At 69.3% G+C, this 24,333-nt stretch carries 20 protein-coding genes; 19 read left to right on the top strand and 1 reads right to left on the bottom strand.

Annotation, left to right across the window (positions count from 1 at the left end; genetic code table 11):
* Positions 1-36 precede the first annotated feature (36 nt).
* The 10 genes from MARPU_RS16245 (at position 37) to MARPU_RS16200 (ending at position 9,326) form a co-directional block, all read left to right on the top strand.
* Positions 37-591: a DJ-1 family glyoxalase III gene (locus MARPU_RS16245; protein ID WP_005224922.1), complete on the top strand. Its 555-nt coding sequence runs from the start codon at positions 37-39 to the stop codon at positions 589-591.
* 60 nt (positions 592-651) lie between these two features.
* Complete coding sequence (locus MARPU_RS16240; protein ID WP_005224921.1) at positions 652-1,698, top strand: MraY family glycosyltransferase; 1,047 nt, start codon at positions 652-654, stop codon at positions 1,696-1,698.
* A complete protein-coding gene (locus tag MARPU_RS16235) occupies positions 1,695-3,569 on the top strand; it encodes a polysaccharide biosynthesis protein (protein WP_005224920.1) in 1,875 nt (624 codons plus the stop codon). Before MARPU_RS16240 ends, MARPU_RS16235 begins: the two co-directional genes overlap by 4 nt.
* Positions 3,548-5,227 carry a type II secretion system ATPase GspE gene (gene gspE / locus MARPU_RS16230; RefSeq protein ID WP_005224919.1) on the top strand — a complete coding sequence of 560 codons (1,680 nt, stop codon included), beginning with the start codon at positions 3,548-3,550 and terminating at the stop codon, positions 5,225-5,227. The genes MARPU_RS16235 and gspE overlap by 22 nt, the downstream gene beginning before the upstream one ends.
* 4 nt (positions 5,228-5,231) lie before the next feature.
* The gene (locus MARPU_RS16225) at positions 5,232-6,440 is read left to right on the top strand and encodes a type II secretion system F family protein (RefSeq protein WP_005224918.1); all 1,209 of its coding nucleotides are present in this window, start codon (positions 5,232-5,234) and stop codon (positions 6,438-6,440) included.
* Between the two features lie 77 nt (positions 6,441-6,517).
* Positions 6,518-6,943 (top strand): type II secretion system major pseudopilin GspG, encoded by a 426-nt coding sequence (gene gspG, locus MARPU_RS16220; RefSeq protein ID WP_005224917.1) that lies wholly within the window; start codon positions 6,518-6,520, stop codon positions 6,941-6,943.
* Between the two features lie 4 nt (positions 6,944-6,947).
* The gene (locus MARPU_RS16215; protein ID WP_005224916.1) at positions 6,948-7,403 is read left to right on the top strand and encodes a GspH/FimT family pseudopilin; all 456 of its coding nucleotides are present in this window, start codon (positions 6,948-6,950) and stop codon (positions 7,401-7,403) included.
* A complete protein-coding gene (locus tag MARPU_RS16210; RefSeq protein ID WP_005224915.1) occupies positions 7,400-7,792 on the top strand; it encodes a type IV pilus modification PilV family protein in 393 nt (130 codons plus the stop codon). Before MARPU_RS16215 ends, MARPU_RS16210 begins: the two co-directional genes overlap by 4 nt.
* A complete protein-coding gene (locus tag MARPU_RS16205; RefSeq protein WP_005224914.1) occupies positions 7,789-8,490 on the top strand; it encodes a prepilin-type N-terminal cleavage/methylation domain-containing protein in 702 nt (233 codons plus the stop codon). Before MARPU_RS16210 ends, MARPU_RS16205 begins: the two co-directional genes overlap by 4 nt.
* The gene (locus MARPU_RS16200) at positions 8,487-9,326 is read left to right on the top strand and encodes a type II secretion system minor pseudopilin (protein ID WP_005224913.1); all 840 of its coding nucleotides are present in this window, start codon (positions 8,487-8,489) and stop codon (positions 9,324-9,326) included. The genes MARPU_RS16205 and MARPU_RS16200 overlap by 4 nt, the downstream gene beginning before the upstream one ends.
* Positions 9,327-9,336: 10 nt before the next feature.
* On the opposite strand, the gene MARPU_RS16195 is transcribed toward MARPU_RS16200, so the two are convergent.
* Entirely contained in the window at positions 9,337-9,945 is a 609-nt protein-coding gene (locus MARPU_RS16195; RefSeq protein ID WP_005224912.1) for a hypothetical protein, read from the bottom strand.
* A gap of 315 nt (positions 9,946-10,260) precedes the next feature.
* Between MARPU_RS16195 and MARPU_RS16190 the strand changes: the two genes are divergently transcribed.
* The 9 genes from MARPU_RS16190 to MARPU_RS16145 all read left to right on the top strand — a co-directional run bounded on the left by MARPU_RS16190 (position 10,261) and on the right by MARPU_RS16145 (position 24,260).
* On the top strand, positions 10,261-11,328 hold the full coding sequence (locus MARPU_RS16190) for a pilus assembly protein PilM (RefSeq protein WP_005224911.1): 1,068 nt from the start codon (positions 10,261-10,263) through the stop codon (positions 11,326-11,328).
* A 2-nt stretch (positions 11,329-11,330) separates the two neighbouring features.
* On the top strand, positions 11,331-11,900 hold the full coding sequence (locus MARPU_RS16185) for a PilN domain-containing protein (RefSeq protein WP_005224910.1): 570 nt from the start codon (positions 11,331-11,333) through the stop codon (positions 11,898-11,900).
* Positions 11,901-11,955: 55 nt separating this feature from the next.
* Positions 11,956-12,570: a type IV pilus inner membrane component PilO gene (locus MARPU_RS16180; RefSeq protein ID WP_005224909.1), complete on the top strand. Its 615-nt coding sequence runs from the start codon at positions 11,956-11,958 to the stop codon at positions 12,568-12,570.
* Positions 12,567-13,088 (top strand): pilus assembly protein PilP, encoded by a 522-nt coding sequence (locus MARPU_RS16175; RefSeq protein ID WP_005224908.1) that lies wholly within the window; start codon positions 12,567-12,569, stop codon positions 13,086-13,088. The genes MARPU_RS16180 and MARPU_RS16175 overlap by 4 nt, the downstream gene beginning before the upstream one ends.
* Positions 13,089-13,107: 19 nt before the next feature.
* Entirely contained in the window at positions 13,108-15,324 is a 2,217-nt protein-coding gene (gene pilQ, locus MARPU_RS16170; RefSeq protein WP_005224907.1) for a type IV pilus secretin PilQ, read from the top strand.
* Positions 15,325-15,821: 497 nt separating this feature from the next.
* The gene (aroK, locus tag MARPU_RS16160; RefSeq protein WP_005224906.1) at positions 15,822-16,355 is read left to right on the top strand and encodes a shikimate kinase AroK; all 534 of its coding nucleotides are present in this window, start codon (positions 15,822-15,824) and stop codon (positions 16,353-16,355) included.
* Between the two features lie 342 nt (positions 16,356-16,697).
* On the top strand, positions 16,698-17,780 hold the full coding sequence (gene aroB / locus MARPU_RS16155) for a 3-dehydroquinate synthase (protein WP_005224905.1): 1,083 nt from the start codon (positions 16,698-16,700) through the stop codon (positions 17,778-17,780).
* A gap of 365 nt (positions 17,781-18,145) precedes the next feature.
* Complete coding sequence (gene gltB, locus MARPU_RS16150; protein WP_005224904.1) at positions 18,146-22,801, top strand: glutamate synthase large subunit; 4,656 nt, start codon at positions 18,146-18,148, stop codon at positions 22,799-22,801.
* Complete coding sequence (locus MARPU_RS16145; RefSeq protein WP_005224903.1) at positions 22,794-24,260, top strand: glutamate synthase subunit beta; 1,467 nt, start codon at positions 22,794-22,796, stop codon at positions 24,258-24,260. The genes gltB and MARPU_RS16145 overlap by 8 nt, the downstream gene beginning before the upstream one ends.
* The last annotated feature ends 73 nt before the right edge of the window (positions 24,261-24,333 follow it).

Here is a 24,333-nt window from a genome sequence, read left to right as displayed (position 1 = left end):
ATCCATCCATCACTGCAAGTTAAGGAGTGTCAAGCCATGCCCAGGGTACTCGTCCCGCTCGCCGAAGGTCTCGAGGAGCTCGAGGCGGTGACCATCATCGATCTGCTGCGGCGCGGCGAGGTCGAGGTGGTGACGGCCGCGCTCGGCGCCCGCGAGGTCACCGCCAGTCACGGCACCGTGCTGGTGGCCGACACCGATCTCGACGCGGTCGTCGACGAGCAGTTCGACATGGTGGTGCTGCCCGGCGGCCTGCCCGGTGCCGATCATCTCGATCAGGATCCGCGGGTGCGCGCCCTGCTCCAGCGTCACCACGCCGCCGGCGCCTATACCGCCGCGATCTGCGCCGCGCCCAAGGCGTTGGCCAGCCTCGGGCTGCTCGACGAACGGCGCGCCACCCACTACCCGGGTGCGCTCAATGCCGCCGACTTCCCGCGTGCCGAACTGGTCGACGCCCCGGTGGTGATCGATGGCAAGGTGGTCACCGGCCGTGGCCCCGGCACCGCGATGGATTTTGCCCTGGAGCTGCTCGAACTGCTGCAGGGCAGCGAGTGTCGCGCCCAGGTCGAGACGGGGCTGACACGCGCCGCCTGACCCCTTCCCGAAGCAACCGCGCCCGGCCCGCGTCGGGCGCCGATCCCGAACGACCCCGAGATGATCCCACAGACCCCGATCCTCGCCGCGGCGGTGCTCGCCGCCCTGCTCCTCAGCGCGCTCGCCACGCGTTGGCTGTCTGCGCGCGCCGGCACCCGGTTCGGCGCACTTGACGTCCCCAACGCCCGCTCGTTGCACAGCGCGCCGGTGCCTCGTACCGGTGGCCTGGCGGTGTTGCTGGGGCTGGCGCTGCCGCTGCTCGTGCTCGCCGTGCCGGGGCTGGTGCCGGGCACGCTTGGCTGGATCGCGCTGGCGCTGGCGCCGGTGGCGGTGGTCGCCTTCGTCGACGACCTCGGCGAGGTCGCGCCGCGCTGGCGGCTGCTCGCCCAGGTGCTCGGCGCGCTGGTGCTGATCGCCGCCGGGCTGCGCTGGGGCGTGGTCGAGCTGCCCGGGGTGGCCTGGGCGCTGCCGCTGGTCGCGAGCCTGCCGCTGACCCTGCTGGCGGTGGTGTGGATGACCAATCTCTACAACTTCATGGACGGCATGGACGGGCTGGCGGCGAGCATGACCCTGTTCGGCTTCGGCGCCCTGGCGCTGCTCGGCTGGAACGGCGGCGAGCCGGGCTATGCCGTCGTCGCCGGTTGTGTGGCCGCTGCCGGTGCCGGCTTCCTCAGCGGCAATTTCCCACCGGCGCGGATCTTCCTCGGTGACGTCGGCTCAGCCTCGCTGGGGCTGCTGGCGGCGGCCCTGGCGCTGTGGGGCGCGCAGCTCGGCCTGTTCCCGCTGTGGGTGGCGCTGCTCGCCTTCTCGCCTTTCGTGGTCGATGCCACCTGGACCCTGCTCGTACGGCTCGCGCGCGGCGAGCGGGTGTGGCAGGCGCATCGCTCGCACCACTACCAGCGCCTGGTGCTCGCCGGCTGGTCGCACCGCCGCACCCTGTTGCGCGCCCAGCTGCTGATGGCCGCCGCCAGCGCCTGCGCGGTCGCCGCGCCGGGGCTGGTGGCGCGCGACCAGTGGCTGGTGATCGGTGCCTGGTGCGCGATCTATCTGCTGGTGCACCTCAAGGTCGGGCTGGTCGAGCGCGCCGCTGCGGGGGGGCGCGCATGAACCCGGTGCTCGACCGGCTGCGCTCGCGCACCGCCGCCTTCGCCCACGATCTCATCACCATCCCCGCGGCCTGGCTGCTGGCCTACTGGCTGCGCTTCAACCTCGGTGAGATCCCCCCCGAGTTCCTCGCCGGGGCGCTGCAGGCGCTGCCCTGGGTGATGCTGGTGCAGGGCAGCGTCTATTGGGGCTTCGGGCTCTATCGCGGGGTGTGGCGCTTTGCCTCGCTGCCGGACCTGATCCGCATCCTCAAGGCGGTGGTAGTCGGCTCGCTGCTGGTGATCGCGACGCTCTTCATCGTCAACCGCTCGCTGGCGCTGCCGCGCTCGGTGCCGGTGATCTATCTCGGTCTGCAGCTGGCGCTGCTGGCCGGGCCGCGGCTGCTCTATCGCTGGCTCAAGGATCGCAAGCTCGACCTCTCCGGCGGTCAGCGGGTGCTGATCGTCGGCGCCGGGCGTGCCGGCGAGATGCTGGTGCGCGACATGCTGCGCGACCCGCGCCGCGCCTATGTCCCGATCGGCTTCCTCGACGACAAGCTGCGCCGTCAGGGCAGCGAGGTCCACGGCGTGCCGGTGCTGGGGTCGACCACGGCGCTGCCGGCGCTGGCTGCGCGTCACGACGTCGAGCTGGTGCTGCTGGCGGTGCCGAGCGCCGGGGCGCGACAGATGCGCCGCCTGGTGGCGCTGTGCGAGCGCGCCGGGGTGGCCTTCCGTACCGTGCCCGAGCTGGCCAGCCTGATGCGTGGCGAGGTCAGCATTGGCCAGCTGCGCCCGGTGTCGATCGAGGACCTGCTCGGGCGCGACCCGGTGCGGCTCGACTGGGACGGGATCTGCGCCGGGCTCTCGGGACGGGCGATCCTGATCACTGGCGCCGGCGGCTCGATCGGCTCGGAGCTGGTGCGCCAGCTCGCCGGCGCCGCCCCCGAGCGACTGATCCTGGTCGATAGCTGCGAGTACAACCTCTATCGCATCGAGCTGGAGCTGCGCGAGCGCCATCCCGGACTGGCCTTCTCGCGCCACCTGCTCGACGTCACCGACGCCACCGCGATCGATGCCCTGTTCGCCGCCGAGCGCCCGGCGATCGTCTTCCACGCCGCCGCCTACAAGCACGTACCGATGCTCGAGGATCAAGTCGGGGTGGCGGTGCGCAACAATGTCGGCGGCACCCGGGTGGTGGCCGAGGCGGCGGTCGCCCATGCCTGCGAGCGCTTCGTGCTGATCTCCACCGACAAGGCGGTGCATCCGGCCAACGTGATGGGCGCGACCAAGCGGTTGGCCGAGGCGCTGTGCCAGCGCCTCGATCGCGCCGAGGGCTGTCGCTTCATCACCGTGCGCTTCGGCAACGTGCTCGGCTCGGCCGGGAGCGTGGTGCCGCTGTTCCGTCGCCAGCTCGAACGCGGCGGTCCGCTCACCGTCACCCACCCCGAGATCGAGCGCTTCTTCATGACCATCCCCGAGGCCTGCCAGCTGATCATGCAGGCGGCGGCGATCGGCGCGGGCGGCGAGATCTTCGTCCTCGACATGGGCGAGCCGATCCGCATCGCCTATCTCGCCGAACAGATGATCCGGCTCGCCGGGCGCGAACCCGGCGTCGACGTGGCCATCGAGTATGTCGGCCTGCGCCCCGGCGAGAAGCTCTACGAGGAGCTGTTCTACGACGGCGAGGACCTGGTCGAGACCGCGCATCCGAAGATCCGCGCCGCGCGCGGCGCCGGGGTCGCGCTCGATCCAGATCGCCTCGCGGCGCTGTGCCGCAGCGCCACGGCTGGTGACGAGCGCACCGCGCGGGCGCTGCTGCAGGGGCTGTTGCCTGAGTGGCAGAGCCCGGTGATCGCGCCGGAGGGCGCCCGCGCATGTCTGCCGCCGCCGAGCTGAGCGCGGCCGAGTCCGCGGCGCTGGCGCGCCTGGCGCGCGCCGGCCGGCTCACCGAACCCGATCTGGCGCGTGCCCGGCGCCTCGCCGAGGAGGGTGGCGAGGCGTTGCTGCCGATGCTGCTGCGTCTCGGGTTGGTGGCCGAGCGCGCGCTTGCCGAGGCGCTGGCCGCCGAACTCGGGCTCGAACTGGTCGAGCCCGAGCGCTTTCCGGGTGCGCCGGTGGCCGAGGAGCGCTTCACCCCGCGTTTTCTCAAGGACGCTCGGGTGCTGCCGCTGGCCGAGCGCGACGGCGTGCTGGAGGTCGCCCTCGCCAACCCCGCCGACCCCTTCGTCGTCCGGGCGGTGCGACTCGCCGCCGCCGGCCCGGTACGTCTGGCGGTGGCGCTGCCGAGCGTGCTCGAGCAGGTCTTCGAGCGGCTCTACGAGACCGCGCCAGAGCCCGCGCCGGAGGAGCCGAGCGGCGAGATCGACGCCACCGACATCGAGCAGCTCAAGGACCTCGCCAGCGAGGCCCCGGTGATCCGCATGGTCAACCAGCTGCTGCAGCGCGCCGTCGAGGCGCGCGCCTCGGACATCCATCTCGAGCCCTTCGCCGACAGCCTGCGGGTGCGCTATCGCGTCGACGGCGTGCTGCAGGCGGTCGAGGCGCCGCCGGTGCGCTCGAGCGCGGCGGTGATCTCGCGGGTCAAGATCATGGCGCGGCTCAACATCGCCGAGCGCCGCCTGCCGCAGGACGGACGCATTCCGCTGCGGGTGCAGGGGCGCGAACTCGATCTGCGCGTCTCCACGGTGCCGACCCTGTTCGGCGAGAGCCTGGTGATCCGGCTGCTCGACAAGGACCGGGTGCGCTTCGACCTCGATGCCCTCGGCTTCGACGGTGCGCTGCGCGCGCGGCTCGATCGGGTGCTCGAACACCCCTACGGCATCCTCCTGGTCACCGGGCCGACCGGCTCGGGCAAGAGCACCACCCTCTACACCCTGCTCGGGCGGCTCAACACCGAGTCGCGCAAGATCATCACCGTCGAGGACCCGGTCGAGTATCAGCTCGCCGGGATCAACCAGATCCCGGTGCGCCCGGCCATCGGCATGACCTTCGCCAGCGCGCTGCGGGCGATCGTGCGCCAGGACCCGGACGTCATCATGGTCGGCGAGATGCGCGACCTGGAGACGGCGCGCATCGCGGTGCAGTCGGCGCTGACCGGCCACCTGGTGCTCTCCACCCTGCACACCAACGATGCCGCCAGCGGTGCCACCCGGCTGCTCGAGATGGGGGTCGAGGACTATCTGCTGACCTCCACCGTCAACGGCATCCTCGCGCAGCGGCTGGTGCGGCGGCTCTGTCCCCACTGTCGTGCGCGCTACCGCGCCGACACCGAGCTGGCTGCACGGCTCGGCCTCGCGCCGGATGCGCTCGACCTCCATCGCGCCGTCGGCTGCGATGCCTGTCGCGGCACCGGCTATCATGGCCGGTTGGTGATCGGCGAGCTGCTGATCCTCTCCGAGGCGATCCGCGCCGCCGTGCTCGATCACGCCGGGGCCACCGAAATCCGTCGCATCGCCCGTGCCGAGGGCATGGTGACCATGTTCGAGGACGGGGTGGCGAAGGCGCGCGCCGGGCTGACCAGCATCGAGGAGGTGCTGCGGGTGGCCGAGGGCTGAGCCGATGGCGCGCTTCCAGTTCCGTGCGGTCAGGCTCGACGGCGAGACGCTCGACGGCGAGCGCGAGGCGCCGGATCTGGCGGCACTGCGCGCGCAGCTGCAGCACGAGGGCCTGCTGGTGCTGGAGCTGCGCCCGGCCGGTGGGCTGCGGGCACGGTTGCGCGCGCGTCGCCGCCGTCGGCTCGGGCGCGCCGAGGTCACCGCGCTGACCCGCCAGCTCGCCACCCTGCTGGAGTCGGGCATGGCCCTCGACCGCGCGCTGCAGATCCTCATCGAACTGGCCGCCGCGGGGCCGACCACCCGGGTGCTCGGCGACCTGCAACAGCGGGTGCGCGGTGGCGCGAGCTTCTCGGCGGCGCTCGCCGAGCAGGACGGTCAGTTCTCCAGGCTCTATGTCAGCATGGTGCGCGCGGGCGAGGCCGGCGGTGCGCTCGATCGCGTGCTGGGGAGCCTGGCCGACTATCTCGAGCGCGTCGCCGAGCTGCGCCAGACGGTGATCTCGGCGCTGGTCTACCCGGCGATCCTGGTCGCGGTGGCGGGGCTGACGGTGGCCCTGCTGCTGATCTTCGTCGTCCCCCAGTTCGCCGGGCTGTTCGCCGACATGGGCGCGACCCTGCCGCGCTCGACCCGCATTCTCATCGGTCTCGGCGAGCTGCTGCGCGACTCTTGGTGGGTGCTGCTCTGTCTGCCCGCGCCGATCGCCCTGGCGCTCGAACGCTGGCTGGAGGACCCGGCGCGCCGCGTCCGGCTCGATCGCCGCCTGCTCGGGCTGCCGCTGGTCGGCGCGCTGCTGTGGCGGCTGGAGACGGCGCGGCTCTGTCACACCCTCGCTACCCTGCTCGGCAACGGTCTGCCGCTGGCCGGTGCGCTCGACCTGGCCCGCGAGGTGGTGACCAACCGCGCGCTCGCCGAACGGCTCGAGGCCGCCGGCGACGAGCTGCGTCGCGGGCGTGGTCTGGCCGGTCCGCTGGCGCGCCACCAGGCGCTGCCGCCGCTGGCGCTGCAGATGGTCCGGGTCGGTGAGGAGTCGGGCGGGCTGGAGCCGGTGCTGGCGAAGGTCGCGGCGATCTACGACCGCGAGACCCGCGCCGCGGTGCAGCGGCTGCTCGCGTTGCTCGAACCGGCGCTAATCCTTGGGCTCGGGGTGGTGGTCGCCGGCATCATCCTGTCGATCCTCGGTGCCATCCTCGGCGCCAACGCTCTGGTGGTGTGAGGTCGGCGCGGGCGTTTGCCCGTGCTTTCCCCGGCCCTCTAGAATGGCCTCCCCTTCACTCGCGTATCGGCATTGCCATGGATTCTCAGCGTTCGCGTATGTACGGTTTCACCCTGGTCGAGCTGCTGGTAGTGCTCGCCATCCTCGGGCTGCTCGCCGGGGTGGTCGGCCCTCAGGTGATGAAGTTCCTCGACAGCTCCAAGAGCAAGACCGCCAAGCTGCAGATCGACAGCCTCGCCGCCACCCTCGATCTCTACCGGCTCGAGGTCGGGCGCTATCCGAGCACCAGCGAGGGGCTCGAGGCGCTGGTGCGCAATACCGCCGACCTCGACACCTGGAACGGCCCCTATCTCACCAAGGGCGAGGTGCCCGCCGACCCTTGGGGCAACCCCTATCATTACCGCTTCCCCGGCGAGCACGGCGGCTTCGACCTGTGGTCCTTCGGTGCCGACAACCGCGAGGGCGGCGAGGGCGAAAGCGCCGACCTCCACAGCTGGGACTGAGCGCGTGCGCGCCGCTCGCGCGCCCGGCTTCACCCTGGTCGAACTCCTAGTGGTGCTGGCGATCCTCGCCCTGGTGCTCACCGCGCTCCCCGGCGTCTTCAGCGCCGCGCTGCCCGGGGTCGAGGCCAAGGCCGCGGCGCGGCGCACGGTGGCGGCGTTGCGCCTGACCCGCGAGCGGGCGATCCGCGAGGCCCGCGCCGAGGCGCTGCTGGTGCGCCCCGCCACGCACCGGCTGGAGCCGCCAGGCGCGGCGCCGGTGCAGTTGCCGCAGCGTCTGGCGCTGCGTCTGGAGACGGCCCGCGGCGAGCTGGTCGGTGCGCGCGCCGGGGCCATCCGCTTCTTCCCCGACGGCAGTTCGAGCGGCGGGCGCATCGTGCTGAGCGCCGAGGGGCGTGGCTATCAGGTCGGGGTGCACTGGCTCACCGGGCGGGTGCGCATGGCCCCCTGGAGCGCGCCATGAGCCGGGCGCGCGAGCGTGGCTTCTCGTTGCTCGAGGCGGTGGTCGCCTTCGCCATCCTCGCCCTCGCCCTCGGGGTGCTGCTGGAGATCTTCTCGCGTGCCTCGCTCGCTAGTCAGCGCGCGGCCATGCTGGCACGCGCCTCGGCGCTCGCCGAGTCACGCCTGGCGCTGGTCGAGGGCGGCGCCGTCGATCTCGTCCCCGGGGTGATCGAGGGCGGCGAGACGGCGGGGCTGCGCTGGAGTCTGGCGGTGATCCCGCTGGCGCGCGCCGGGCTCGCCGCCGGCGATCCCCAGCCCTACCGGGTCGAGGCGCGGGTGCGCTGGGACGAGGCCGGGCGCGAGCGTCGGGTGGTACTGCCCACTCAGCGTCTCGGTGCGCCGCTGCCATGAGCCTGGTCTCGCGCCGCCGCGTGCGCGGCTTCACCCTGCTCGAACTGTTGGTGGCGCTGGCGCTGCTCGGGCTGATCGCGACCCTGGTGTTCGCCGGGCTGCGCCTCGGCGCGCGCACCTGGGAGACGGTTGACGCGCGTGTCGAGGCGCTCGCCGAGCTGCGCGCGGTGCACGGCTTCGTCGGTCGCGCGCTGCGCCAGGGGCGGGCGTTGTCATTGACTTCCGAGGACGGCGTGCACCCGGTGTTCGCCGGCGACGCCGAGCGTCTGGAGTGGGTCGCGCCCTTGTCGACCCATGTCGGCCTGCCCGGTCTGCATCTGCTGCGTCTGACCCGCGAGCGGGGTCCGCGCGGCGAGGCGCTGATGCTCACCCACTGGCTGTTCCACCCCGAGGTGCTCGCCGGCGCGTCCGGCACGCCGCCCTGGGTGGCGCTGGCCGCTGGACCGCCCGCACCCGGCGCGCCGGGCGAGGCGCTGGACCTGGACGATGGCGCCTTCGGCCGGACCCTGCTGCTGGAGGGGCCGATGCGCTTCGAGCTGGCCTATTACGGCACCCGCGAGGGCGAGTCGGGTCCGGCCTGGCATCGCGACTGGCTGGCGCAGCCGCGCCCGCCGCGATTGGTGCGGATGCGGCTGCGCACCCCAGCGCTCGACTGGCCCGAGCTGGTGGTGGCGCTCGCCGATGAGGGGGCACGATGAGCGCGCCGCGTCAGCGCGGGGTGGCGCTGCTGTTGGTGCTCTGGGTGCTGGCGCTGCTGACGGTGATGGCCGCCGGGTTGACCGCTACCGGGCGCAGCGAGCTGGCGCTGGTCGACAACGCGCTCGCCGCCGCGCGCTTCCGCGCCGCCGCCGATGCCGCGCTCGCCGAGGTGGCGCTGCGCCTGACGCTGCCGCCGGGACGGCTCGACGGGCCGCTGTGGCGGGGGGGCGCCACGCCCCATCCCTGGACCTTCGGCGGCGAGCGGCTGGAGGTCCGCATCCAGGACCTTGGCGGGCTGATCGATCTCAACCGCGCCGACCCGGCGCGGCTCGCCGACCTGTTGCGGGTGCTCGGGGTCGAGCCGGGGCGGGCCGTGCGGCTGGCGGCGGTGATCGTCGACTGGCGCGATGGCGATGCGCTGACCCGCGCCGGGGGTGCCGAGGACGCCGACTATCGCGCCCTGGGGCGTGCCTTCGGGGCCCGTGACGGCGATCTGCCGCTAGTCGACGAGTTGGCGCTGTTGCCGGGGATGACGCCCGAGCTGGTCGCGGCGCTGGCGCCGCTGACGCGGGTGACGGGTGACGCTGGCGGGATCGCGCGCGCCTTCGCCCCGGCGGCGGTGCTCGCCGCGCTCGACGGTCTCGGGCTGGAGCAGGCGCAAGCGTTGCGTGCGGCGCGCGAGACCGATCCCAGGCTGCGCGGTGGGCCGCGCTATCGCGTCGAGGTGCGCGCCCGCGACGGTGGCTGGCGGCTGCTGGCGCTGCTCGAACTCAGCGCCGATCCGGGGCGCCCCTATCGCGTGCGTTGGCGTCGTCTCGTCTATCCCGGCGCCTGAGTCGAGCGGGTCAGACGCGGGGCTCGGCGAGCAGCCGCTCCAGGGCCGGGAGGTCGGCGCCGCGCCAGGGTCGATCGTCGATCGGGTCGAGCGGCGGCTGGCGCCGCGCCCGTGGCGGCAGCACGATCAGCTCGAAGGACTGGTCGCCGGCGACGAAGCTGAAGGCGGGGTGGGCGGTGCGGGTGCCGCCGGGGTAGCGCAGGGTGCGCTCGCCCTCGTCCCAGGGGATGCCCTGGTCGTGGAGACGGAAGAGCACGTCCTCGGGGCGCTCGGCATAGAGCAGCAGCTCGACGCCGAGGCTGGGGTCGCCGACACCCTGCAGCGCCGCGCCGACCAGTCGCGGCGAGAAGTCGGCAAGGTTGCGCATCGCCCCGGCGGCGGCTTCGCGCATCCGTCGCAGCTGTGCGTCGTCGTCGTCGCGGAACAGCCGGCGCTGGGTCAGCAGTGCCTCCTGCACGGTCTCGTTGTCCGGCCAGTGGCGACGGTCGCGGATGCCGGTGCGGGTGGCGGCCTTGCGTCTGGCTCGGTCGAAGTCGGACAGGCCCTGTTCGATCATGATGCGCGCGGCCTCGTAGGCCATTCGCGCGCGCAGGGCATCGGTGCGCGCTCGTGCGGTCATCGCTGAACCCCTCTGCTCGTTCGCCGCGGACCTGTGGACGATCATCCCGGGCGTTGTCACGCCGGTGTCGGCATCGACACTAGCATGGCCAACGGCGGTGGCGGAAGGATGTTCGGCGGGTGCTCCGGCACCGGCCCCGCGCGTGGTGCGAGGATGCGCTCGGTTGTCGGGATGCGGATCGGGTGCCGGTGCTGCGAGGATGTCCGTTGCGACGATGAGTACTCGCGAAAGCGCAAAATTTTGATATCTTTAGAGCCATTATCGTAGAAGTCGGTTTACCCGCTTCGGGTACGATCGAGCAGACGAGATCACTGGATGTTCGGCCTCATCAGCAAGAACCGCACATTGATCGGTATCGATATCGGCTCGACCTCGGTCAAGCTCATCGAACTCTCGCGCGGGCACGCTGGCGCCTCGAGCGGGTTGCGACTCGAGCACTTCGCCATCGAGCCGCTGCCGGCCAACGCGGTCGCCGAGAAGAAGATCGTCGAGTCCGAGGCGGTGGGCGAGACCATCGCCCGCGCGGTGAGTCGCTCGGGCACCGCCACCAAGCGCGCCGCCGTGGCGGTGGCCGGCTCGGCGGTGATCACCAAGATGATCGTGATGCCGGGTGGACTCGAGGACGCCGAGCTGGAGAGCCAGATCGAACTCGAGGCCGACCAGTACATCCCCTATCCGCTCGAGGAGGTCAATCTCGACTTCGAGGTGGTCGGCCCCTCGGAGACCAGTCCGGGGATGATCGACGTGCTGCTCGCCGCCTCGCGTACCGAGAACGTCGACGACCGGGTCAACGCTCTCGAGACCGCCGGGCTGGTGCCGGCGATCGTCGATGTCGAGGCCTATGCCATGGAGAACGCCTGCGCGCTGCTGCTCGACGAGGACGGCGAGCCGGGCGCGACCGTCGCCCTGGCCGACATCGGCAGCGCCACCACCACCCTGCACGTCCTCCACGAGGGGCGCATCGTCTATACCCGCGAGCAGAACTTCGGCGGTCAGCAGCTGCGTGACGAGGTGCAGCGCCGCTACGGTTTCTCACGCGAGCAGGCGGCACAGAAGATCCTCGATGGCGATGTCGCCGAGGGCTACGATATCGACGTGCTCGCGCCCTTCAAGGAGGCGCTGGCGCAACAGATCGGTCGTGCGCTGCAGTTCTTCTATTCGGGCACCAGCTACAACCGGGTCGACCGGCTGGTGATCTCCGGCGGCGTGGCCTCGCTGCCCCGGCTCGATCAGCTCGTCGGCGAGCGACTGCGTATTCCGACCACCATCGCCAATCCCTTCGCGCGCATGACCCTGGCCCCGACGCTCGACGCCCAGGCGTTGATGCGCGAGGCGCCGGGGATGATGCTCGCGCTCGGCCTGGCCCTGCGGGGAGTGGACTAGAGATGCCACGGATCAACCTGCTGCCGTGGCGCGAGGAGGCGCGGCAGCGGCGCAAGAAGGAGCTGGCGATCGCCGCCGGTGCGGCGCTCGGTGCGACCCTGGTGCTGGCGGTGTTGGTACATCTCCATTATGACGGGCGCATCGCCTATCAGGAGAGTCGCAACCAGCTGTTGCAGCAGGAAATCGCCCAGCTCAAGCGCAAAATCCGTGAGATCGACCGGCTCGAGCAGACCAAGGCCGATCTGCTCGCGCGCATGGAGGTCATCCAGAACCTGCAGCAGAGTCGGCCCGAGATCGTCCACCTCTTCGAAGAGCTGGTGGTGACCATCCCCGAGGGGGTCTATCTCAATCGTCTCGAGCAGAAGGGGCGCTCGGTGGTGGTCGAGGGGCGCGCCCAGTCCAACGCCCGGGTCTCGGCCTTCATGAGCAGCATCGAGTCAGCGACCTGGGTCGGCAATCCGCGACTGATGCTGATCGAGAACAAGGACAAGACCGGGACCGGACTGAGCCACTTCCGGCTGTCCTTCGATCAGGTCCGCCCCGGTGGCGAGGACGAGGACCAGTCGACATGATCGGCGGGACGGGCGGATCGCTCCCGACGGAGATCGCGACGCGGTGGAGACCGTCATGGATCTGAATCAGCTCAACGAACTCGATCTCAGCACCATCGGTGACTGGCCGTTGCCGGCCAAGGCGGCGGTGATCGCGGTCGGTTGTCTGCTGCTCGGCGTCGCAGCCTACCATTTCGACATCAAGAATCAGCTGATGCTGCTCGAGACCACCGAGCGTCAGGAACAGCAGCTGCGCGCCGACTTCGAGAAGAAGCAGCGCAAGGCCGCCAACCTCGCCGGCTATCGGCAGCAGCTCGCCGAGATGGAAGAGTCGTTCGGCGCCATGTTGCGTCAGCTGCCGAACAAGACCGAGGTCGCCTCGCTGCTGATCGATGTCTCCCAGACCGGGCTGGCCAACGGGCTGGAGTTCGAGCGCTTCGAGCCCGAGGGCGAGAACCAGCGCGACTTCTACGCCGAGCTGCCGATCCGTATCCGTGTCAACGGCAGCTATCACGAGTTCGGTCGATTCATCAGCGGGCTCGCGGCGCTGCCGCGCATCGTCACCATCCACGACATCGAGATCGAGCAGCCCGGCGGTCGCGACCGGGATGTCGCCGAGGCGGGGCGCAAGCTCTCGCTCGATGCCATCGTCAAGACCTATCGCTATCTCGACGAGGGGGCGGTGCAATGAACCGGATCCGCCTGTCCATTCCATTCGCCGCGCTGCTGGCGCTGGCCGGCTGTGGTGGCCGCAACATGTCCGATCTCGAGCGCTATGTCGGTGAGGTCAAGGCGCGTCCGCCACGTCCGGTCGAGCCGCTGCCCGAAATCCAGCCGGTCGACAGCTTCGTGTTCGAGCCCGCCGATCGACGTGACCCCTTCGTCCCCGATCGCGGGCTCGCCCCGCTCGCCGTCGACGAGAGCGACAACGGCCTGGCGCCCGACCCCAACCGCCGCAAGGAGGTGCTCGAGGGCTATGCGCTCGATGCCCTGCGCATGGTCGGGACGCTCAAGCAGACGGACCTGCGCTGGGCGTTGGTGCGGACCCAGGACGGGGTCCTGCACCGGGTGCAGGTCGGCAACTACATGGGGCTGAACAACGGGCAGATCGTCAGCATCGACGAGGATTCGATCGAACTCATCGAGATCGTCGCCGACGCCCCGGGGCAGTGGCGCGAGCGCGACGCGGCCCTGGAGCTTTCCGAATGATTTCAGGAGGGGATCCGGCATGAACGCACCATCTCAATCCGATGCACGCCTCGGGAGGGCGCTGGCGCGCGGCGTGCGCCGGCCGGTCGTGTCGCTGTGTCTTCTGCTCCTGCTGCTCGCCGGCTGGAGTGCTGCGGCGATGGCCGTGGAGCTGCGCGACGTGCAGTTCGCCGCCCAGCCCGGCAACCGGGTCGAGGTCCAGCTCGAACTCTCGGCGCCGGTGAGCCCGCCCGAGACCTTCGCCACCGACGCGCCGGCGCGGATCGCGCTCGACTTCCCTGGGGTGAGCAACGGACTCGATGAGCGCTCGCTGCCGATCGGCATCGGTTCGGTGCACAGCCTGGTGGCGGTGGAGGCGAGCAATCGCACCCGGGTGGTGATCAACCTCAGCGACCCCGTCCCCTATCGGGTGAGCAGCGAGGGCAACCGGGTGCGTCTCATCATCCAGACCGAGGCTGCGGCGGCCGGTCCCCTGCCGGTGTCGGCGCCGTCGAGCCGGCAAGCGCCGGCGGCGATGGCCCGGCCGAGCGCGACTCGTGCACAACCGGCGATGACCCCCGGGGGGGCGGTGCGTGATATCGACTTCAGACGCGGCGCCGAGGGTGAGGGGCGGGTGTTGATCCGTCTGCCCAACCCCGAGACCCGGGTGACGGTGCGCGAGCAGGGGCGGCGGGTGATGGTCGAGCTGCATGACAGCTCGCTGCCGCGCCGGCTGTTCCGTCGTCTCGACGTGGTCGACTTCGCCACCCCGGTGGTGGCCGTCGAGTCGCGCCCGCGCGGGCGCAATGTCGAGGTCGCGGTGGAGACCGGCAGCGACTACGACTACATGGCCTATCAGACCGACGACCTCTTCACCCTCGACTTCCGCCCGCTGACCCCGGCGGAGAAGGAAGAGCAGTTGCGCAGCAAGGTCGTCTACGAGGGCGAGCGGTTGTCGCTGAACTTCCAGGACATCGAGGTGCGGGCGGTGCTGCAGGTGCTGGCCGACTTCACCGACCTCAATCTGGTGGCCAGCGACACCGTCGCCGGCAACATCACCCTGCGGCTGAAGAATGTTCCCTGGGACCAGGCACTCGACATCATCCTCAAGACCAAGGGGCTGTCGATGCGCCGTACCGGTAACGTCATCATGGTCGCGCCGACCGAGGAGATCGCCAGCCAGGAAGAGCTGGAGATGCGCTCGATGCAGAAGATCGAGGAGCTGGCGCCGTTGCGCTCTGAGTTCATCCAGGTCAACTACGCCAAGGCCACCGATCTCGCCCGTCTGCTCAAGAGCGAGGAGAACCAGCTGCTGACCAAGGACCGCGGCAACGTCACCGTCGATGAGCGCACCAACACCCTGTTGGTGCAGGACACCGCCGCACGGCTCGAGGACATCCGCGGTATCGTCACCCGGCTCGACGTGCCGGTGCGCCAGGTGATGATCGAGTCGCGGGTGGTGATCGCCGAGAGCAACTTCGCACGTGACCTCGGGGTGCGCTTCGGGCTGTCGACCTCGTTCGGCGCCGCAGGCGGCAACGAGGTGATGATCGCCGGCGCTCAGCCCGGCACCCTCGAGATCGGCGGCTTCGACAAGGGGCCCTTCGGTCTCAACGTCGACACCGGCAGCCCCTACAACTCCGGGATCATCGACGAGGACGACAACCAGACCCTGATGGTCGATCTGGCTGCCCCCAACCCGTCCGGCGCGGTCAACTTCCTGATCGGCAAGGTCGGCTCCTATCTGCTCCAGCTCGAACTCTCGGCGATGCAACAGGAGGGACGCGGCGAGATCATCTCCAGCCCGCGAGTGATCACCTCCGACCAGCACCAGGCGACGATCAAGGTCGGTCAGCAGATCCCCTATCAGACGGTGTCGCAGAATGGCACCCAGACCGAGTTCAAGGATGCGGTGCTGCAGCTCGACGTCACTCCGCACATCACCCCGGATGACCGGGTGATCATGGACCTGATGGTCAACAAGGACGCACCCAACTACACCAACGAGACTCCCGACGGTATTGCCATCGATACCCGCTCGGTGGAGACCTCGGTGCTGGTCGACAACGGCGAGACCGTGGTGCTCGGCGGCGTCTACGAGCGCACCCGCGGCTTCAGCAAGGAGCAGGTGCCCTGGCTCGGCGACATCCCGGTGGTGGGGCGGCTGTTCAAGCAGGAGCTGCGAGAGGATAACAACAGCGAACTGCTGATCTTCGTGACCCCCAAGATCCTCCGCGGCGATCTCGCGCGGCGTTGATGTCGCGTCCTCGGCGTCCTCGGGAACCCGCATCTTTCCCGGGGATGCCAGCGTTTTTTTCGCGTATCCGGGACGCCACTTATCCCATGGGGCTAGAATGTCGCGCGAGCCGGGCGTTGTCCCGCTCCGCTGATGGGCGCGCTCGACCCGTCCCGCCGCGCCTGCGACCGCATGCGCGCCGGGGTGCCCGGTCTGCCGTCCATGTCATCCGAGGGCTGCCTGGGGAGTCGGTCTCGAGCCGGGCAAGGCGTGCACGGTGGCCGGCATCTCGCCGCCGTCGCCGCCCGCGTCGAGACACCACCTCGGTCCTCGTTCCAATGTTTCCGCAGCCCGAGCAGGCGCTGGCCCACCGTTCGCCGGTGTCGTCGGGTCGCCCGGGTCGGCAGGCGATGTAGGTCACCGCCATCCCCGCCGGTTCGCGCTGCGCGCTCATCCAATCGATGCGAGGGAGGACGCGAACCTCACCCGCGTACAGACAACCTGGCATATCTTTCGCTATGATCCGTGCACAGAACATCTTCATCGTCGGCCCGATGGGGGCCGGAAAAAGCACCGTCGGGCGGCAACTCGCCGAGGCGCTCTCCTACACCTTCAAGGACAGCGATCAGGAGATCCAACGCCGTACCGGTGTCGATATCCCCACCATCTTCGAGTTCGAGGGCGAGGCCGGCTTCCGTGCCCGCGAGCGTCAGGTCATTATCGATCTGATCGCCGGTGAGCGGATGGTGCTGGCCACCGGCGGCGGGGTCATCATCGACCCCGAGAACCGTCAGGACCTGGCCGCGCGCGGCGTGGTCATCTATCTCCACTGCAGCGCCGAGCAGCAGCACGCCCGCACCGCCCGTGACCGTAATCGCCCGCTGCTCGATACCGAGGAGCCGCTGCAGCGGCTGCGCGAGTTGATGGAGGAGCGCGAACCGCTCTATCGCCAGGTCGCCGACATGGTGGTGACCACCGAGAAGCGTGGCACCGGCTCGGTGGTCAAGGAGATCGTGCGGCGACTCGAGGAGGGCGCCACCGGCGTGCTCTGACCCCGATTTATGTCTGGGGTCGAACCCCTTCGTTCCGTGAGAGCGTCGCCCGGGACGGTCGCAGCGCGCGGGCGCGTCGCGTCGGCGGTTGATGCGGACGACCAGGCGACTGTCTGGTCGGGTGATGCGATTGCAACTCCGTGTCAGACCGCTAAGATGCCAATAAGACCGATCATCAACCCGTGTGCGCGCATTCCTCGCGCCAGCCGTGCCAAGGACCGGGCTGGCCCCGGTCGCTGACGCCCAGCGCCACCTCGTCATCAGCCCGCCGTAACGCGCCGCCGCTGACGGGGGGTGACGAGCCGGCGCCGGTGTGCGAGCCAACCCGCCAAGAGCTGCCTTATGACCAGAACCCTTGAAGTCGATCTTGGGGACAGAAGTTACCCGATCCATATCGGTCCCGGACTGCTCCATGACCCCGTGCTCTATCGCCCCCATATCCGTGGCCGGCAGGTGATGATCGTCACCAACGAGACGGTGGCACCCTTGTATCTGGCCCCCTTGCGCGCGGCGCTCGATGGTCTCGAGGTGTGTGAGGTGGTGTTACCCGACGGTGAGCAGTACAAGACCCTGGAGGTGTGGAACCGCATCTTCGACGCCCTGCTCGATGCCCGTTTCGCGCGTGACTGCACCCTGATCGCACTCGGCGGTGGGGTGGTCGGCGACATGGCTGGGTTCGCTGCGGCCTGTTATCAGCGTGGCGTCGCCTTCATCCAGGTGCCCACCACCCTGCTCTCCCAGGTCGACTCCTCGGTCGGTGGCAAGACCGGCATCAATCACCCCGCCGGCAAGAACATGATCGGCGCCTTCCACCAGCCGCTGGCGGTGATCGCCGATACCGAGACCCTCGACACCCTGCCCCAGCGCGAACTCTCGGCCGGTCTGGCCGAGGTGCTGAAGTACGGGCTGATCCGTGATCCCGCCTTCCTCGACTGGCTGGAGTCGCACATGGCCGAGTTGCTCTCGCGCGACCCCGAGGCGCTCGCCCACGCCATCCGCCGCTCCTGCGAGATCAAGGCCCAGATCGTCGCCGAAGACGAACTCGAGTCCGGTCAGCGCGCCCTGCTCAACCTCGGCCACACCTTCGGACACGCCATCGAGACGGCCTCGGGTTATGGCAACTGGCTCCACGGCGAGGCCGTCGGCGCCGGCATGTGCATGGCCGCCGATCTCTCGGCGCGCATGGGCTGGCTGGCCGAGGCCGATGTCGAGCGGGTGCGCCGCCTGGTCACCTGCGCCGGGCTGCCCACCGAGCCGCCACCCGAACTCGACGCCGAGCGCTTCCGCGAGCTGATGGCGGTCGACAAGAAGGTGCTCGACGGACGTCTGCGTCTGGTGCTGCTCACCGCCGTCGGCGAGGCGGTGATCAGCGACGAGATCGACCAGGATCAATTGACGGCGACCCTGTCGGCGCGACGTCCCTGACGACCCGTCACCCACGCCGCGTGATCCGCGCGCGCACGGATAGTGGCGTGCGCCGGTGTTCGACGTTATTATTAGGGGTTCGCGATTTCAACCCGGCCTGGTCGCTAGGGTTCGCATGCCTCGAACCCCGCTCGCCGAACACCGGCGTCGGCAGACCGTGCCGACGCGCTCCGGACACCCTGGAGATCGCACGCCGAGCGCATTGCGATGACGAGCGAGCCTGCTCTCTGGATCCAGGACACAGGATTGTGACGCCAACCGCCTGGCGGTCGGCACGCGCCCTGGTGCTCGATGACCAAGGCCTTCCCGTCCATGGCGGCGTCGACAGTCGGAATCATTTACCCCAGGTATCAACGAGGTCAGCGATGAGCCTTCGTGCCTTGCCTCCTGCACAGGGTCTCTATGACCCAGCCAATGAGCACGACGCCTGTGGCGTCGGCTTCGTCTGCAACATCAAGAACGAGAAGCGTCACGCGATCGTTCAACAGGGACTCGAGATCCTCGAGCGACTGACCCATCGTGGTGCCGTCGGCGCCGATCCCAAGGCCGGCGACGGTGCCGGTATCCTGGTGCAGATCCCCGACGCCTTCTTCCGCGCCGTGGTCGATTTCGAACTGCCGCCGGTCGGCGCCTATGGCGTCGGTATGGTGTTCCTGCCCAAGGACGCCGATGCACGCGCGCGCATGGAGGAGACCGTCACCCGCCACCTCGAGGAAGGTGGGCAGCGCGTGCTCGGTTGGCGCGACGTCCCGGTCGACAACAGCTCGCTCGGCGAGAGCGTGCTGCCGAGCGAGCCGGTGGTGCGCCAGGTGTTCGTCGGTTGTGGTGACAACTGCGCCGACCAGGACGCCTTCGAGCGCCGTCTGTTCGTCATCCGCAAGCGGATGGACAACGAGATCCGCAGCGCCGGCTTCGACAAGACCGCCTACTACGTGGTCTCGCTGTCCTCGCGCACCATCAATTACAAGGGCATGCTGCTCGCCGACCAGGTCGGCAAGTACTATCTCGATCTCGGCGACGAGCGCTTCACCTCGGCCCTGGCCTTGGTGCACCAGCGCTTCTCGACCAACACCTTCCCGACCTGGGACCTGGCGCAGCCGTTCCGCATGATCTGCCACAACGGCGAGATCAACACCGTGCGCGGCAACGTCAACTGGATGGCCGCGCGTCGTCACACCATGCGCTCGGAGATCCTCGGCGACGATCTCGACAGCATCTGGCCGCTGATCCCCGAGGGTCAGTCCGACTCGGCCTGCTTCGACAACGCGCTCGAGCTGCTGGTGATGGGCGGCTACTCGCTGGCCCACGCGATGATGATCCTGATCCCCGAGGCGTGGTCGGGTAACAAGCAGATGGACGCCGAGCGGCGCGCCTTCTACGAGTATCACGCCGCGCTGATGGAGCCCTGGGACGGTCCGGCGGCGGTGGCCTTCACCGACGGTCGCCAGATCGGCGCCACCCTCGACCGCAACGGCCTGCGTCCGGCGCGCTACCTGGTCACCAACGACGACATGGTGATCATGGGTTCGGAGATGGGCGTGCTCGACATCGCCGAGGAGCGCATCGTCAAGAAGTGGCGCTTGCAGCCGGGCAAGATGTTCCTGATCGATCTCGAGCAGGGCCGCATCATCGACGACGCCGAACTCAAGGCCGAGCTGGCCGGCGCGCAGCCCTACGGCGAGTGGCTGGGCAAGACCCAGATCCATCTCGACGAGCTGCCCACCGACGTCGCCCCGATGGCCCCCGACGCGGCCACCCTGCTCGACGCCCAACAGGCCTTCGGCTACACCCAGGAAGACCTCAAGTTCCTGCTCGCGCCGATGATCGCCAGCGGTCAGGAGGCGATCGGCTCGATGGGTGCGGACAACCCGCCCTCGGTGCTCTCGAGCCGTCCCAAGCACCTCTCGACCTACTTCAAGCAGAACTTCGCCCAGGTCACCAACCCGCCGATCGATCCGATCCGCGAGGAGCTGGTGATGTCGCTGGTGTCGCTGATCGGCCCGCGCCCCAACCTGCTCGGTCTCAACGAGATGGGCAAGAACTGGCGTCTGGAGGTCAACCAGCCGGTCCTCACCAACGAGGATCTGGAGCGGGTGCGTCACATCGAGGACAACTGTGGCGGCGCCTTCCGCACCACCACCCTGCACATGGTCTATGCCTCGAGTGAGGGCGCCGCGGGCATGGCCGCCGCGCTCGAGCGGCTGTGCAAGGAGGCCGAGGACGCGGTACTCGCCGGGTACAACATCCTCATCCTCTCCGATCGCAACACCAACCGCGACCACATCGCCATCCCGGCGCTGTTGGCCACCTCGGCGGTGCATCATCACCTGATCCGTCGCGGCCTGCGCACCAGCTCCGGCCTGGTGGTCGAGACCGGCGCGGTGCTCGAGGTGCATCACTTCGCCACCCTCGCTGGTTACGGCGCTGAGGCGATCAACCCCTATCTGGCCTTCGACACCATTCAGTCGATGCTCGACGACCAGCCCGAGGCGCCCGCCTTCGAGGAAGCGCAGTCGCGCTACATCAAGGCCGTCGGCAAGGGGCTGAAGAAGGTGATGTCGAAGATGGGCATCTCCACCTTCCAGTCCTACTGCGGCGCGCAGATCTTCGACGCGGTCGGTCTCGACAGCGGCTTCGTCACGGACTACTTCGAGGGCACCCCGACCACGGTCGAGGGCATCGGTCTCGCCGAGGTCGCCGAGGAGGCGGTGCGCTGGCATGGTCAGGCCTTCGGTGGCGAGCAGATCTATCGCAAGCATCTCGACGTCGGTGGTGACTACGCCTTCCGGTTGCGCGGCGAGGAGCACATCTGGACCCCGGACAGCATCGCCAAGCTGCAGCACGCCACGCGCGCCAAGGACGCCAAGAGCTTTGCCGAGTTTTCGCGCCTGATCGACGAGCAGAGCGAGCGGCTGCTGACCTTCCGCGGTCTGATGGACTTCAAGTTCGCCGAGACCCCAGTGCCGCTCGACGAGGTCGAGCCGGCCAAGGAGATCGTCAAGCGCTTCGCCACCGGCGCGATGTCGTTCGGTTCGATCAGCTACGAGGCGCACTCCACCCTGGCCAAGGCGATGAACGCCATCGGCGGCAAGTCGAACACCGGTGAGGGTGGCGAGGAGCCCGAGCGCTTCAACCCGCTGCCCGACGGCTCGACCAACCCCGAGCGCTCGGCGATCAAGCAGGTCGCCTCGGGCCGCTTCGGTGTCACCACCGAGTACCTGGTCAACGCCGACGACATCCAGATCAAGATCGCCCAGGGCGCCAAGCCCGGCGAGGGTGGTCAGCTGCCCGGTCACAAGGTCAACGCGCAGATCGCGCGGGTGCGTCACTCGACCCCGGGTGTCGGCCTGATCTCGCCACCGCCGCACCACGACATCTACTCGATCGAGGATCTCGCTCAGCTGATCCACGACCTGAAGAACGTCAACCCCAAGGCGCGCGTCTCGGTCAAGCTGGTCTCCGAGGTCGGTGTCGGCACCGTGGCCGCGGGCGTGTCCAAGGCCCACGCCGATCACGTCACCGTCTCCGGCTATGACGGCGGCACCGGCGCCAGCCCGCTGACCTCGATCAAGCACGCCGGCTCGCCCTGGGAGATCGGTCTCGCCGAGACCCACCAGACGCTGGTGCTCAACCGCCTGCGTGGGCGTATCTCGGTGCAGGTCGACGGCGGCATGCGTACCGGTCGCGACGTGGTCGTCGGTGCGTTGCTCGGTGCCGACGAGTTCGGCTTCGCCACCGCGCCGCTGATCGTCGAGGGCTGTCTGATGATGCGCAAGTGTCATCTCAACACCTGCCCGGTCGGCGTCGCCACCCAGGACCCGGAGCTGCGCAAGCGCTTCACCGGCAAGCCCGAGCACGTCATCAACTACTTCTTCTTCATCGCCGAGGAAGTGCGTCAGCTGATGGCCCAGCTCGGCTTCCGCACCATCGACGAGATGATCGGTCGCTCCGATCGACTCGAGATGCGTCGCGCCATCGATCACTGGAAGGCGCAGGGGCTCGATTTCTCGCGCCTGCTGGCCAAACCCGAGGTCGGTCCCGAGGTCGCGATCCACAACACCGAGAGCCAGGATCATGGGCTCGACCAGGCGCTCGACAACACCTTGATCGCCCAGGCCGCGCCTGCGCTCGAGCGTGGCGAGTCGGTGCGCATCGAGACCCCGGTGAAGAACTTCAACCGTTCCTTCGGCGCCATGCTCTCGGGCCGCGTCGCCGAGCGCTACGGCCACGCCGGGCTGCCCGACGGTACCATCCACATCAAGGCCAAGGGCACCGCCGGTCAGTCGTTCGGCGCCTGGGTCGCCGGTGGTGTGACCGTCGAACTCGAGGGTGAGGGTAACGACTACGTCGGCAAGGGTCTCTCGGGCGGTCGGATCGTCATCTACCCGCCGGCCGAGTCGGCCATCGGCAAGGCCGAGGAGAACATCATCGTCGGTAACACCGTGCTCTACGGTGCCATCAACGGTGAGTGCTTCTTCCGCGGCGTCGCCGGCGAGCGCTTCTGCGTGCGCAACTCCGGCGCCGTGGCGGTGGTCGAAGGCGTGGGTGATCACGGTTGTGAATACATGACCGGTGGCGTCACCGTGGTGCTCGGCCCGACCGGGCGCAACTTCGCCGCGGGCATGTCCGGCGGTGTCGCTTACGTGCTCGACGAGGCTGGCGACTTTGCCGATCGCTGCAACCTGGCGATGGTCGAGCTCGAGCCGATTGCCGCCGAGGACGACGCACTCGAGGCGCTCGATCATCAGGGCGGCGATCTCGAGACCCATGGACGGGTGGATCTCAGCCGCGACATGACGCGTCACGACGCGCTGCGTCTCAAGCAGCTGATCGAGAAACACCTGCACTACACCAACTCCGCGGTGGCGCGGCGCATCCTCGACGACTGGGCGGCCTGGCTGCCGAAGTTCGTCAAGGTGATGCCGGTGGATTACCGTCAGGCGCTGGAGGGCATGCGTGCCAGCCAGAGCCGTCCGCCGCAGTCGAACCAGCAGCTCAAGGGGATCGTCGACCATGGGTAAGCCGACCGGTTTCATGGAATACGACCGTCGCGACCGGCGCTACGAGCCGGCCGGTGATCGCGTCGTCCACTACAACGAGTTCGTCATCCCGCTGACCGAGGCCGAGGTCAGCGAACAGGGTGCGCGCTGCATGGATTGTGGCATCCCCTTCTGTCACCAGGGGTGCCCGGTCAACAACATCATCCCGGACTGGAACGATCTGGCCTATCGGGGTGACTGGCAGGCGGCGATCGAGGTGCTGCACTCGACCAACAACTTCCCCGAGTTCACCGGTCGAATCTGCCCCGCGCCCTGCGAGGCCTCGTGCACGCTCAACCTCGAGGACACCCCGGTGGCGATCAAGACCATCGAGTGCGCGATCGTCGACAAGGCCTGGGAGGAGGGCTGGATCAAGCCTCAGGTGCCCGAGCGACGCACCGGCAAGCGGGTCGCCGTGGTCGGTTCCGGCCCGACGGGCCTGGCCGCCGCGCAACAGCTCGCGCGCGCCGGCCACAAGGTCTCGCTCTACGAGAAGGAAGACCGCATCGGTGGCCTGCTGCGCTACGGCATCCCCGACTTCAAGCTCAACAAGCAGCTGATCGATCGGCGCATGGCACAGATGCGCACCGAGGGCGTGGAGTTCCACACCAATGCCCACATCGGCGTCGACATTTCGGTCGCCCAGCTGCGCGAGGAGTACGACGCGGTGGTGCTGGCCGGCGGCTCGGAGAAGCCGCGCGACCTCGACGTGCCCGGACGCAGCTTCGCCGGTATCCACTTCGCGATGGATCTGCTCACCCGCAACAGCAAGCGGGTGCAGGGCTCCCACGTCCCCGACGACGACTTCATCAGCGCCGAGGGCAAGCACGTGGTGGTGATCGGCGGTGGCGACACCGGTTCGGACTGTATCGGCACCTCCAACCGTCACGGCGCCAAGTCGGTCACCCAGGTCGAGATCCTCGACCGTCCGCCGGAGCGCGAGGACAAGTCGCTGACCTGGCCCAACTGGCCCAATCGCATGCGCACCTCCTCTTCCCAGGAAGAGGGCTGCGAGCGGATGTGGAACGTCGCCACCAAGGGCTTCGTCGGCGATGCCAACGGTCAGGTGACCGGGGTGCGCTACAACCTGGTGCGCTGGGAACGTGACGCCGACGGTCGCTGGCAGATGCACGACGTGCCCGGCACCGAGGGTGAACTCAAGGCCGATCTGGTGCTGCTGGCGATGGGCTTCGTCCATCCGGTGCACGAGGGCATGATCGCCGAGCTGCGCGACGAGGCCGGGCTTGAGCTGGATGGCCGTGGCAACGTCAAGGGCACCACCGAGGGCGAGCTGGCCTACCGCACCAGCGTCGACGGCGTGTTCGCCGCCGGTGACATGCGTCGCGGTCAGTCGCTGGTGGTGTGGGCGATCCGCGAGGGTCGTCAGTGCGCCCGCGCCGTCGACGAGTGGCTGATGGGCCGCTCCGACCTGCCGCGCTGAGCGCCACCGTCCGCCCCGGCCGATCCGGGGCGAAACGGTCCCCGACCCCAAGAAAAGCGGCCCGCGAGGGCCG

Source organism: Marichromatium purpuratum 984 (assembly GCF_000224005.2).
GTDB classification, from domain to species: Bacteria; Pseudomonadota; Gammaproteobacteria; order Chromatiales; family Chromatiaceae; genus Marichromatium; species Marichromatium purpuratum.
This window is presented reverse-complemented; position numbering and strand designations above follow the sequence as displayed.

Coding starts and splice junctions, on each gene's coding strand:
- gspE (WP_005224919.1), top strand. CDS start 3,548: ATGTCTGCCGCCGCCGAGCTGAGCGCGGCCGAGTCCGCGGCGCTGGCG.
- MARPU_RS16200 (WP_005224913.1), top strand. CDS start 8,487: ATGAGCGCGCCGCGTCAGCGCGGGGTGGCGCTGCTGTTGGTGCTCTGG.
- MARPU_RS16185 (WP_005224910.1), top strand. CDS start 11,331: ATGCCACGGATCAACCTGCTGCCGTGGCGCGAGGAGGCGCGGCAGCGG.
- MARPU_RS16235 (WP_005224920.1), top strand. CDS start 1,695: ATGAACCCGGTGCTCGACCGGCTGCGCTCGCGCACCGCCGCCTTCGCC.
- MARPU_RS16205 (WP_005224914.1), top strand. CDS start 7,789: ATGAGCCTGGTCTCGCGCCGCCGCGTGCGCGGCTTCACCCTGCTCGAA.
- gltB (WP_005224904.1), top strand. CDS start 18,146: ATGAGCCTTCGTGCCTTGCCTCCTGCACAGGGTCTCTATGACCCAGCC.
- MARPU_RS16180 (WP_005224909.1), top strand. CDS start 11,956: ATGGATCTGAATCAGCTCAACGAACTCGATCTCAGCACCATCGGTGAC.
- MARPU_RS16240 (WP_005224921.1), top strand. CDS start 652: ATGATCCCACAGACCCCGATCCTCGCCGCGGCGGTGCTCGCCGCCCTG.
- MARPU_RS16195 (WP_005224912.1), bottom strand. CDS start 9,945: ATGACCGCACGAGCGCGCACCGATGCCCTGCGCGCGCGAATGGCCTAC.
- MARPU_RS16175 (WP_005224908.1), top strand. CDS start 12,567: ATGAACCGGATCCGCCTGTCCATTCCATTCGCCGCGCTGCTGGCGCTG.
- gspG (WP_005224917.1), top strand. CDS start 6,518: ATGGATTCTCAGCGTTCGCGTATGTACGGTTTCACCCTGGTCGAGCTG.
- MARPU_RS16210 (WP_005224915.1), top strand. CDS start 7,400: ATGAGCCGGGCGCGCGAGCGTGGCTTCTCGTTGCTCGAGGCGGTGGTC.
- MARPU_RS16245 (WP_005224922.1), top strand. CDS start 37: ATGCCCAGGGTACTCGTCCCGCTCGCCGAAGGTCTCGAGGAGCTCGAG.
- aroB (WP_005224905.1), top strand. CDS start 16,698: ATGACCAGAACCCTTGAAGTCGATCTTGGGGACAGAAGTTACCCGATC.
- MARPU_RS16190 (WP_005224911.1), top strand. CDS start 10,261: ATGTTCGGCCTCATCAGCAAGAACCGCACATTGATCGGTATCGATATC.
- pilQ (WP_005224907.1), top strand. CDS start 13,108: ATGAACGCACCATCTCAATCCGATGCACGCCTCGGGAGGGCGCTGGCG.
- aroK (WP_005224906.1), top strand. CDS start 15,822: ATGATCCGTGCACAGAACATCTTCATCGTCGGCCCGATGGGGGCCGGA.
- MARPU_RS16225 (WP_005224918.1), top strand. CDS start 5,232: ATGGCGCGCTTCCAGTTCCGTGCGGTCAGGCTCGACGGCGAGACGCTC.
- MARPU_RS16145 (WP_005224903.1), top strand. CDS start 22,794: ATGGGTAAGCCGACCGGTTTCATGGAATACGACCGTCGCGACCGGCGC.